At 67.4% G+C, this 10,857-nt stretch carries 5 protein-coding genes and 1 pseudogene; all 6 read left to right on the top strand.

Features of this window, described 5'->3' with window-relative positions; genetic code table 11:
- Nucleotides 1-550 precede the first annotated feature (550 nt).
- Entirely contained in the window at nucleotides 551-751 is a 201-nt protein-coding gene (locus tag QZY44_RS04910) for a hypothetical protein (RefSeq protein ID WP_295443038.1), read from the top strand.
- A gap of 35 nt (nucleotides 752-786) precedes the next feature.
- Nucleotides 787-3,411, top strand: a complete 2,625-nt coding sequence (locus QZY44_RS04905; protein ID WP_295443036.1) for a plasma-membrane proton-efflux P-type ATPase — start codon at nucleotides 787-789, stop codon at nucleotides 3,409-3,411.
- Nucleotides 3,408-4,286 (top strand): polyphosphate kinase 2 family protein, encoded by an 879-nt coding sequence (locus QZY44_RS04900; RefSeq protein ID WP_295443033.1) that lies wholly within the window; start codon nucleotides 3,408-3,410, stop codon nucleotides 4,284-4,286. The genes QZY44_RS04905 and QZY44_RS04900 overlap by 4 nt, the downstream gene beginning before the upstream one ends.
- Before the next feature lie 254 nt (nucleotides 4,287-4,540).
- Nucleotides 4,541-6,259 carry a SulP family inorganic anion transporter gene (locus tag QZY44_RS04895; protein ID WP_295443030.1) on the top strand — a complete coding sequence of 573 codons (1,719 nt, stop codon included), beginning with the start codon at nucleotides 4,541-4,543 and terminating at the stop codon, nucleotides 6,257-6,259.
- 105 nt (nucleotides 6,260-6,364) lie between these two features.
- Nucleotides 6,365-10,453: an AsmA-like C-terminal region-containing protein gene (locus QZY44_RS04890; RefSeq protein WP_295443027.1), complete on the top strand. Its 4,089-nt coding sequence runs from the start codon at nucleotides 6,365-6,367 to the stop codon at nucleotides 10,451-10,453.
- A 191-nt stretch (nucleotides 10,454-10,644) separates the two neighbouring features.
- Nucleotides 10,645-10,857 (top strand): annotated as a pseudogene (locus QZY44_RS04885) (hypothetical protein); the annotation flags it as partial.

Below are 10,857 nucleotides of genomic sequence, written 5' to 3'. Positions count from 1 at the left end.
CTCCCAGGAGCAATTGCCGCTCTACCTGGGGTTCTTTCAGTTCACGCACAACGTCCGCCGGCGCGGTCGGGGGCTGCTCCAGCCCATGCTCTCGGCCTTGCTGACCAGAACCGCCTGAAACGCAGGAAGAGCCTTCAGGATAACAGCTGATAACTTTAGCCGTTGCGCGACGCAAGTCAATGCGACGGATACTCAAAATGGGCCGTATCGTGCGGGGTTTGCCGGCCGTCAGTGGCACCGGGAGCTTTACAAAATCATCACAAATCATCAATCTTGGGCTCTAGCCATGCCTGGGCGCAGGCATGCGGACACGACGCGCTGATAAGCCTGTGCGCTGGCCCATCTTGGGTACCTGCCGGCTTGCCGGCGCTCGTAAGCGTGCGCTAATTTTACCTATCCGTTTCTTAGATTGCGGCATAGGCTGGTCGCGACGCTGGTCGTGTCACGCAATGAGGCATTGCCGGTCGGTTCCCAATCAGGGTATGCGCCTGGCTGCGTTGACCAATGAGGCCAATCATTAAGTCGTCAGTTCACCGAGAGGATTTTGACCGTGAGCGAAAATGAAGACAGTGAGAAGATCGAGCTGGCCCGTTATCATAGCGAGATCGTCGACGACCTGCGGCACCTGCTCAATAAGTATGTCCGGATCATGGAGTGGGACGTGCCGGATGTGGATGATGAGAAAAAGGCGCGGAACTTGGTCGTGCAGGCGCTCAAGTCAGGGCTGGCCGACGTCGAAGCGCAACCTTAAGTCGCAGTCCCAGTATGCATGATGGGGGAGACACCATGACCACGCTCACTGCCGTTGAACAATCCGCCCCGGCGGACACGGCGACCAGTCCGGCACCAACCGCCGCCGGTGGGGCGCCGGCCGGCGCTGGTGCCGCGACCACCCTGGGTCCGGCCGCCATCGCGGCGGAACTCGGCAAACTTGGGACCTCGCCCAAGGGCCTCACCGCGGACGAGGCCAAGGCCCGGCTGGAGAAGTTCGGACCCAACGCCATCGTCGCCAAGGAGGAGAGCCGCTGGACCAAGCTCATCGGCTATTTCTGGGGGCCGATCCCGTGGATGATCGAGGCCGCGGCCATCATTTCCCTCGCGCGCCTGGACTGGCCCGACTTCAGCGTGGTGACCGGGCTCCTGCTCTACAACGCCGCGGTCGGCTTCTGGCAGGACAACAAGGCGGCCAATGCGCTTGCGGCACTCAAGAAGGGCCTGGCGCTCAAGGCCCGCGCCTTACGCGGGGGGCAATGGTTGTCGGTGGATTCGGCGGACCTGGTGCCCGGGGATGTGATCACCGTGGCGGCGGGCGAGATCCTGCCGGCGGACTGTCTGCTGCTGGAGGGTGAGTATCTCAGCGTCGACCAGTCGGCCCTGACCGGAGAATCGCTGCCGGTCTCCAAGCGGGTCGGCGACAGCGCCTATTCGGGCAGCATCGCCAAGCAGGGGACCATGACGGCGGCGGTGACCGCCACCGGCAACCAGACCTTCTTCGGCCGTACCGCCAAGCTCGTCGCCGCCGCCGGCTCCAAGTCGCACTCCGAACAGGCGGTGCTGCAGATCGGCGACTTCCTGATCCTGCTCGCCGCGGCGCTGGCGGTCATCCTGGTGGGCTTCCAGGTCTATCGCGACGTCGTGGTCGCCGATGTCTGGGGCTGGGACACGGTGGGCGCCATCGCCCAGTTCGTGCTGGTGCTGCTGATCGCCTCGGTCCCGGTGGCGATGCCGGCGGTGATGTCGGTTACCATGGCGCTCGGGGCGCTCGCGCTGTCGAAGGAAAAGGCGATCGTCTCGCGGCTTTCGGCCATCGAGGAACTGGCGGGCGTCGATGTGCTATGCAGCGACAAGACCGGTACCCTGACCATGAACCAGCTCAAGCTGGACGCGCCCATCCCCTATGGCACGGCCCAGCCGCAGGACGTCGTCTTTGCCGCCGCGCTGGCGAGCCAACGCAACAGCGAGGATGCGATTGACCAGGCCGTCCTGCACGCCCTCGCCGACCCCAAGGCACTGGATACGGTCACCCAGACCAAGTTCATCCCCTTCGACCCCGTCAACAAGAAGACGGAGGCCACCGTCACCGACGCCCAGGGGCGCAGCTTCCAGTACGCTAAGGGCGCGCCGCAGGCGATCGCCGACCTGTGCCACCTGGACCCGGTGACCCGCGGTAAGTATGACGGTCAGGTGAACGACCTGGCCGGGCGCGGCTACCGGGCGCTCGGGGTCGCCAGTTCCGGGGACGACGGCAAGACCTGGACCCTGGTGGGCCTGCTCTCACTGATGGACCCGCCGCGCCCCGACGCCAAGTCGACCATCGCCGAGACCCAGAAGCTTGGACTCTCGGTGAAGATGGTCACCGGCGACGATGTCGCCATCGGCAGCGAGATCGCCAAGCAGTTGGGTATGGGCGGACACCTGCTGGTGGCCGGGGACGTCTTCAAGGAGGGTACGGACCCCGACCAGATCCCGCTCTCCGCCGCCCGGGCGGTGGAGCGGGCGGACGGCTTCGGGCGGGTCTTCCCGCAGCACAAATACCAGATCGTAAAAAGCCTGCAGCAGTTGGGCCACCTGGTCGCCATGACCGGCGACGGGGTCAACGATGCCCCAGCCCTGAAGGAGGCGGATTGCGGTGTCGCGGTGAGCGGCGCCACCGATGCCGCCCGCAGTGCCGCGGCCCTGATCCTGACGGCCCCGGGGCTTTCGACCATCGTCAACGCGATCGTCGAGGCGCGCAAGATCTTCGAGCGGATCAGGAGTTACGTCTATTACCGCATCGCCATGACGCTCGACATCATGTTCGTGGTGGTCATGGCCTACGTCTTTTTCGGCTTCCAGCCCCTGACCGCCATCATGATCGTGGTGCTCGCCCTGCTCGACGACATCCCGATCATGACCATCGCCTATGACAATGTGGAGACCGCGCCGCGGCCGGTACGCTGGCAGATGCAGCGCATCCTGGTGTTCTCATCCTTGATGGGGCTCTTCGCCCTCGCGCAGAGCTTCGGGCTGGTCTTGGCCGGCATGGAATGGATGAGTAACCCCTCGCTCATGGCCAAGTTCGCGCTCGACCACCACCACCTCCAGACCATGCTGTTCCTTCAGCTCGCGGCCGGCGGTCATCTGCTGCTGTTCGTGGTGCGCTCCAGGCGCTCGATCTTCCTGCCGCCCTACCCGAGCCTGCCGCTCTTCCTGGCCATCGTCGCGACCCAGGCCGTGGCGGCCCTGATGTGCGCCTATGGCATCCTGGTGCCGCAACTGCCCTGGAGTCTTATCGGCATCGTCTGGCTCTACTGCCTGGTCTGGATGGTCGTGATCGATGTGGTGAAGCTCATCTACTACCGTATACTCGACCGGCGTGACGCGCCCCAGACGGGGCTCGGGCGGCCCATTGCAGCGAGGCCGGCATCATGAACTACCCCAAGAAGCTCATCGTCGAGCCGGGGTCCAAGGTCCGGCTCCAGCAGTTCGACCCGGCCTATCGCGGCAAGGACGAGGACGCCGAACAGGGCGCGGAGAAGGCACTGGAAACCGCCAAGGCGAAGCTTGGTGATCTGCAGCGCAAGATGTATGGCGACAATCAGCACTCGCTCCTGATCGTGCTGCAGGGCCTGGACGCCGCCGGCAAGGATGGCGTGTGCTGGCACGTCATCGGCGGCATGGACCCCCAGGGGTGCAAGGTTCAGGGGTTCAAGGCGCCCACCCCGGCGGAGGCAGGGCACGACTTCCTGTGGCGCATCCACCCGCACGCCCCGGCCAAGGGCGAGGTGGCGGTGTTCAACCGCTCGCACTATGAGGACGTATTGGTCACCCGGGTCCATAAGCTCATCCCACGCAAGGTCTGGGAGCGGCGTTACGACCTGATCAACGAGTGGGAGCGGTTGCTGGCGGTGGAGAACGGCACCACCATCCTGAAGTTCTGTCTGGTCGTGTCTAAGGAGGAGCAGCTCAGGCGTTTCGCCGAGCGGCTGAAGGACCCCAATCGGCAATGGAAGATCAGCGACTCCGATTACAAGGAGCGCGCATTCTTCGACGACTACTTGGACGCCTTTGATGAGGCCCTGGAGCGGACCTCGACCGAGCACGCCCCCTGGTTCACCATCCCCTGTGACCACAAATGGTTCCGCAACCTGGCGGTGGCCAACATCGTCGCCGATGCGCTGGAGGCATTGGACCTGCAATACCCCAAGCCGACGGTGGATCTGGACCAGATCCGGCGTGAATATCATGCGGCGGCGGGTGAGGAGAAAGAGAAGGAAAAAGGGGGCGGCAAGCGCAAGAAGGACTGAGGCTGGGTAAGTACTCCCGTAGGATGGGTAGAGCGCAGCGAAACCCATCCTTTCCGCGCCGCTAAGGCGTTGAGTGTTGGGTTTCGCTTCGCTCTACCCAGCCTACAGATCCGGCGCGGAGCGCGTTCGCCGCGAATACTGCTCGTGACACCGCTCCAGCGGTGTCACGCCTGTGTCAGGCGCTCCGCGCCGGGAGCACCGGCGGCCGGAATGATGATCAAGATCCAATATCCTAACCATTCAGGCGCGTACGCATGGCAACAGTGACTACCAGCAGGCCCGGACTGCCGTTGCCGATATTGCAAGGCCTCCTCCCGCTCAACCGCGCCCAGATCCCGGCCGATCTCATCGCCGGCCTCACCTTGGCGGCACTGGCGATCCCTGAGGTGATGGGATACACCAAGATCGCCGGCACCCCGGTCATAACCGGACTCTATACCCTCCTCATCCCGATGACCCTGTACGCACTGTTCGGGGCCTCCCGCCATCTGGTGGTCGGCGCGGATTCGGCCACCGCGGCTATCATCGCCTCCAGCATTGCGGCCCTGGCCGCCCCCTACTCGGGCGAATGGCTCGCCCTGGCGGGGCTCCTGGCGCTCATGTCCGCGGTCTTCATGTTCCTGGCGCGGGTCGTCCGACTGGGATTCCTCGCGGATTTCCTCTCGCGCACGGTGCTGATCGGCTTCCTGTCCGGGGTTGGCGCCCAGGTGGCCTTAGGCGAGGTCTCTGGAATGCTGGGCCTGCCGGGCGGGGGACATGGGACGATCGAGAAGCTCATCGCCATGGCGCGGCAGATCGGCCAGACCAACTGGGTGGCCTTGGGCGTAGCCGCGGCGGTCATCGCCATCATCGTGGGTTCCCGGATGCTCTCGCGCAGGATTCCGGGCGCGTTGCTTGCCGTGATCTGCGCCATTGTCGTCAGTTGGCATTTCGACCTGGCGAGCTATGGGATAAAGGTGCTCGGTCCGGTGCCGAGCGGTCTGCCGAGCTTTGGTCTGCCCGCGGGCGTCTGGCGCTGGGATCTCATCCAGTCGCTGATCCCCACCGCCTTTGCGCTGTTTGTGGTCATTCTGGCCCAAAGCGCCGCCACCTCCCGCGCCTATGCCGCCCGTTACCGGGAGCCGCTTGATGAGAATGTGGACCTGGTGGGGCTGGGGCTCGCGAATCTCGGCGCCGGTCTCACCGGGACCTTCGTGGTGAACGGCAGCCCGACCAAGTCCCAGATGGTCGCGAGTGCGGGCGGGCACACTCAACTGGCCATGCTCACCACCAGTGCCATCGTGCTGCTGGTCTTGCTGTTCCTCACCGCACCCCTGGCCTATATGCCGGGGGCGGTGCTCTCGGCGGTGGTTTTCCTCATCGGGCTGGAACTGATCGATGTCGCGGGAATGAAGCGGGTCTATGCGCAGCGGCGCCGGGAATTCTGGGTCGCGCTGGTGACGGGGGCGACGGTCGTCCTGGTCGGGGTGGAGGAGAGCATCCTGCTGGCGATCGTCCTGTCATTGGCTGTCCATACGAAACACGGTTACGCGCCGAACAATCGGCTCATGGCCCCGAATGCGGCGGGCGGGTGGCGCCTGCACCCGGTGAAGACTGAGATCCAGGCGGCGCCCGGTCTGATGATCTACCGTTTCATGCACGATATGTATTATGCGAATACGCACGTCTTTACCGAGGAGGTCATGACCCTGGTGCGCAGCGCGTCCTCGCCCCTCAACTGGTTCTGTATCGACGCGGCGGCGGTCGATGACGTGGACTTCACCGCCGCCGCGGCCCTACGGGATGTCCACGTGAGCCTGGCGGACCAGGGCATCCGACTGGTCTTTTCGCAGCTGACCGACGAGGTCAAAGCGGAGCTTGACCGCTCCCAACTGACCGGTCTGGTCGGGGCGGATGCCTTCTTCCCGGGGTTGGATGCCGTACTGAGTGCCTTCGAGGCCAGGCCGGCTGGGGATGGGGCGCCGGGTGCCTGAGGAGCGCATCCTGACCCTGGGCGGGTGACGCACCGAGCCGCTGTGGGACAGGCGGCGGTGCTCCGATCTGCGCCGGCTCCACCCATCCATGGCCGCGAGTCCCTGATGCACCTTCTGATTCAATGGGCACTGCGGCTCGCACTGCTGGCCCTGATCCTGCTCGCCGTCCTGCTGACGGTCGTACGTCTGGCGCTGCCCTTCGCTGACCGTTACCGCGAACCCTTGACCCAGGCCCTGTCGGCCCGGCTTCACCACCCGCTCACCGTGGAGACGATGCGGCTACGCCTCGTCGGTTGGTCGCCCCAACTGGTGCTCGCCAACGTGACGATCGGCTCGCAGCAGGGCGGGGCCGACCTGTTGCGCCTGCGCGCCCTGCAACTGGACCTGGACCCGTTCGCCTCCCTGATGGCGGGCGAGCCCCGCCTGAGCCTCCTCACGCTGGTCGGTGCCGAACTGGCGCTGCATCGCGCGCGCGACGGTCGGGTGGGCCTGGCCGGGCTGGCCGAGCCGGGTACGGACGATCCGGGTGCGCTGGCGACCCTTCTGACCGCCCGCGAGCTCGCGATCACCGATGGAGACCTGCGCTTTACGGATGATGCCCTGGGCGGGGCGCAGATCCGACTCACGCAGTTGAGCCTGCGGCTGCACAACGCCGGTCGACTGCACCGGTTCACACTCGCTGCCAACCCGGTGGCCGCCGCGGCACCCGCGCCGGGGGTCGCCCCGGTCGCCGTGCCGATCGACGCGCAGTTCCAGCTGCGCGCAGACCTGCGGGGGGCGGCGGGCGATACGCGCCAGTGGGGCGGTGAGGTCTATCTCAGCCTGGTCGGCGGCGATCTGGCCCCCTTGGTGCCGTCGAGTCTGGGCGGGCCGGGATTGCTGAGCAGCCAAGGTATCCACCTGGAGAGTTGGAATCGGCTGGAGCAGGGGGAACTGCGCGAGAGTCTCAATCGGATTGGCTTGAACGGTGTGGTCCTGCGCCGACCCGCCGGACCCGATCCAGCCGGGGTCCCCATGACTGATCCCGAGGCCGATCCCAAGGTCGATTCGGGTGTGGGCACAGCCGGCATGGGGCTGGCAAGGTCACCGCCCCTGCTGGTGCTGGACCATCTCGACGGCCTGGTCCGTCTCACCCCACGTGACCTCGGTTGGCGGGTTGAGACGGCGCAGCTCGGGCTGGCGGTGGATGGTGCCGGGGTTGCGGACCTGGGGCTCGACCTGCGGCTGGCGGCGGACGCTCGGCTACGCGCACTGGACCTGGTGGTCGCCGACCTCGACCTGTCGCTCGTGGCGCGGGTGCTGGGTGCCCGGCCCCGGTCACTGACCCTGGAAGCCTCGGCATTGGACCCGCAGCGGATGGCCGCGCTGGACCCGCGTGGCCGGCTCGAGAAGCTGGTGGTGCGCGTCCGGCTGCCTCCCCAAGGGCCATCGACCTGGCAGGTCGCGGCCGACATCCGGGGACTTGGCCTGCGGCGACTGGGACAATGGCCTGGTATCACGGGTCTTAACGCCATTCTGCGGGCGAATCAGGACGGGGGAACCCTCGGCTTCGGCACGACCGGACTGGGGCTGGACCTGCGCCCGCGCCTCGACTCCATCCTCCGGTTCGAGCGCCTCGGCGGGGGGCTCACCTGGGCGCGCGGCCCGGCGGGCGGCTGGCAGGTCGCGAGTACCGAGCTGGTACTTGGCAATCAGGACCTCACCGCACGGGCGCACTTCACCCTCGATTTGCCGGAAGTCCTGCCCGGACCCGCGCCCGGGACCGGTCCTGTCCTGGACCTGCAAGCGGGCATCGAGGACGCCGACCTGGCACAGCTTCGGCGCTATCTGCCGGTCGCGGCAACGGGTGCGGTCGGCTGGCTCACCCAGGCCCTGGTCGCCGGCCGCCTGCCGCGGGGTGACTTGGTGCTGCGCGGCCCGCTGCAGCGGTTTCCGTTCGGCGCCGGGGAGGGCCGCTTTGAGGTCAACCTGGACTATCGCGACCTGGTGCTGCGGTACCTGCCCGGTTGGCCGCCCATTGAGGCCGCCGCCGGCGGGTTGCGCGTCGCGGCTCAGGGGCTCGAGGTCCGCTTGGACGCGGGTCGCCTCTATCAGACCGAGCTGAGCCAGGGGCGGGCCACCATCGCTGACCTCTGGGACCCGCGTCGGCTGTCGATCCAGGTCACGGCGAGCGGTCCCTTCGCCGATGGGCTGCAATTCGTCCGCGACACCCCGCTGGATGAACCCCTGGGACCGCTCGCGCGTGTCCTGGAGCTGGATGGCCGTTCGCAACTGGTCCTGGGCCTGGAACTCCCCCTGGACGCTGCCGGGGCCTTGACGCTGGACGGACGCCTTTCCTGGCCGGGCCCTGCCGGCCTGCGCCTCCTAGGCACCCCGCTGCAATTGACCGCGCTTGCCGGCGACCTGCGCTTCGGTCTGGGCTCAGTGCAAGCCGCGGGCATCCGCGCCCGGCTCTGGGGGGCGCCGGTCACGCTCGCCATCGACACGGTCGCCGCCCGAGGCACGCGGCTGGCCGCAACGCGCATCCAGGCCCGCTCCCGGACCCCGGTCGAGGTCCTGGCAGATGCCTTTGCCTCGCCCTGGTGGCGGGTCGGCAGCGGCGACCTGGACTGGGACCTGGCGGTCGACCTGTACTCGCCCGCTCCCAGCCGGGACTCTCCCATGCGGGGCAATCCCACCCGCGGCGACCGTCCGGGCCAACGTACGTCGTTTGCCTTCACGCTGCGCTCGGACCTGCGCGGCTTGGCCCTGGACCTGCCCCGCCCCCTGGGCAAGACGGCGGCCCCGGCGCGGCCCCTGGTATTGACTGGCGTGCCGCTCCCCGGCGGCGGCCTCGCCATCAGCGGCAGTTGGGAGCCGCTGGCCTGGGACCTGGTCCTGGACCCCGACGCGGGGCCGCCGCGTCTGGCGCGCGGTCGGGTGACCCTGGGGGCGCGGCGGGCCGCGGCCCCGACGGCACCGGGCCTAGTCATCGACGGGTCCCTCGAGGCGCTCGACCCACCGGCCTGGCTCGGCTGGTGGGAGCGGGTCGGCGTCGGCCTGGGCACCGGTCTCGGTATTGGCCGCGACGCGTCCATCGATCCCCAACGGGTGCTGGGCCCTGTGTCCGCGGACCTGCGGGTCGCGCGACTCGACCTGGGTTGGGCCAGCCTGACCGGCGCCCAGGTGCAGGCCGCCCCGACGGCTGACGGCTGGGTCTTAAGCCTCGTCTCACGTCAACTCGCCGGCCAGGTCCGACTGCCCGGCAGTTCGGCGGGGTCGGCACAGCCGCTGCTTGTCCAGGTCGAACGCATCGACCTTAAGGCCCTGGTGCCGCAGCGGCAGCCTGAGCGAGGCGCGCTGGGCGCTCAACCGGCCCCGACCACCGCGGCGCTGTCGCTGCCGGCCCTCGACCTGCGAGTCTCGGACCTGCGGTGGGGGGCGGCCAGGCTCGGCCACCTGGCGCTGGATGTCCGCCCCCATGGCAGCGTGGTTGAGGTCCCGCGGCTCGACTATGCAGGCCCGGGCGACACCCGGGTGACCGGGAGCGCCGACGCACAGGACGCACCGGACGGCACCTTCAGTCACCTCGTCCTGGCCCTCAAGTCGACCGACACCGGCCCCTTGCTGCGCGCCCTCGATTACACCCCCCTGCTCAGTCCTGCCCCAGTGGAGGCGCGTCTGCGACTCGGGTGGGCGGGCGGTCCCGGGGACTTCACACTGTTGCAGTCGACCGGCCGGATCGAGCTTGACGTGGGACCCGGGCGCCTGCTGGATGTGAGCCCCGGGGTGGGGCGGGTGCTGGGTTCACTCAACAGCTTCCTCAACCTGTATGAATTGCGCCGCCGACTGTCCCTGGACATCGCCGACCTCTACGCCAAGGGGTTCGCCTTCAATCGCATCACCGGACGGATCGATCTGGGTTGCGGGCAGGCGCGCGTGCAGACCTTCGAGATCGCGGCCAGCTCCAGCGATATCCAGGTCCGGGGTATCGCCAACTTGCGCACCCGCACCTATGACCAACTGGTCACCGTGGTGCCCAGCCTCGGCACCAGCCTCGCCCTGGCGAGCGGGATGGTCGCGGGTCCGGCGGTGGGCGCGGGGGTCTATTTGTTCAACCGGGTCACCGGCGGCGCCGTCAATCGTCTGGCCAGCTACCAGTACCGCATCACGGGCCCCTGGGACCGGCCGCAGATCACCCGGCTGTGCTGGTAAGGCCGGTGTGCCCGGCCCGATGCACTTATTGCGAAGTCACGCGCAGAGGCGCGAATAGCGGAAGTCGGGCTAGCGGCTGGGCGGACTTCCAGATACGTCTTGGCCCAGTTTGGGTATTCATCAAGTTGCTTGAATCCCCAAGAGTCAATTAACATCCGGGTTCGTCAACCTGACAAACCGGAGACCCACACGTGAGCGACCTTGTCGTTATTTCGTTTCCTGACGAGCACACTGCCTTCGAGATGCGGGCGGCCCTGGCCAAGCTGCAACAGGAGTACGGCCTTGATCATCGTTACGGCCACCCCTGCTATGCCGCTACCGGCAGGAGCGCGGGCGGTCTGGGTGGGCGCGGTCGTCGGCGCGCCGGTGACGCGGGCAACGGCATGCGCTGGAGCACCTGCGCG

Source organism: uncultured Thiodictyon sp. (assembly GCA_903837595.1).
In the GTDB taxonomy this organism is placed as follows: Bacteria; Pseudomonadota; Gammaproteobacteria; order Chromatiales; family Chromatiaceae; genus Thiodictyon.
The sequence above is the reverse complement of the archived record's forward strand: the minus strand, read 5'-3'. Positions and strand labels throughout refer to the sequence as shown.

Coding starts and splice junctions, on each gene's coding strand:
- QZY44_RS04905 (WP_295443036.1), top strand. CDS start 787: ATGACCACGCTCACTGCCGTTGAACAATCCGCCCCGGCGGACACGGCG.
- QZY44_RS04900 (WP_295443033.1), top strand. CDS start 3,408: ATGAACTACCCCAAGAAGCTCATCGTCGAGCCGGGGTCCAAGGTCCGG.
- QZY44_RS04890 (WP_295443027.1), top strand. CDS start 6,365: ATGCACCTTCTGATTCAATGGGCACTGCGGCTCGCACTGCTGGCCCTG.
- QZY44_RS04895 (WP_295443030.1), top strand. CDS start 4,541: ATGGCAACAGTGACTACCAGCAGGCCCGGACTGCCGTTGCCGATATTG.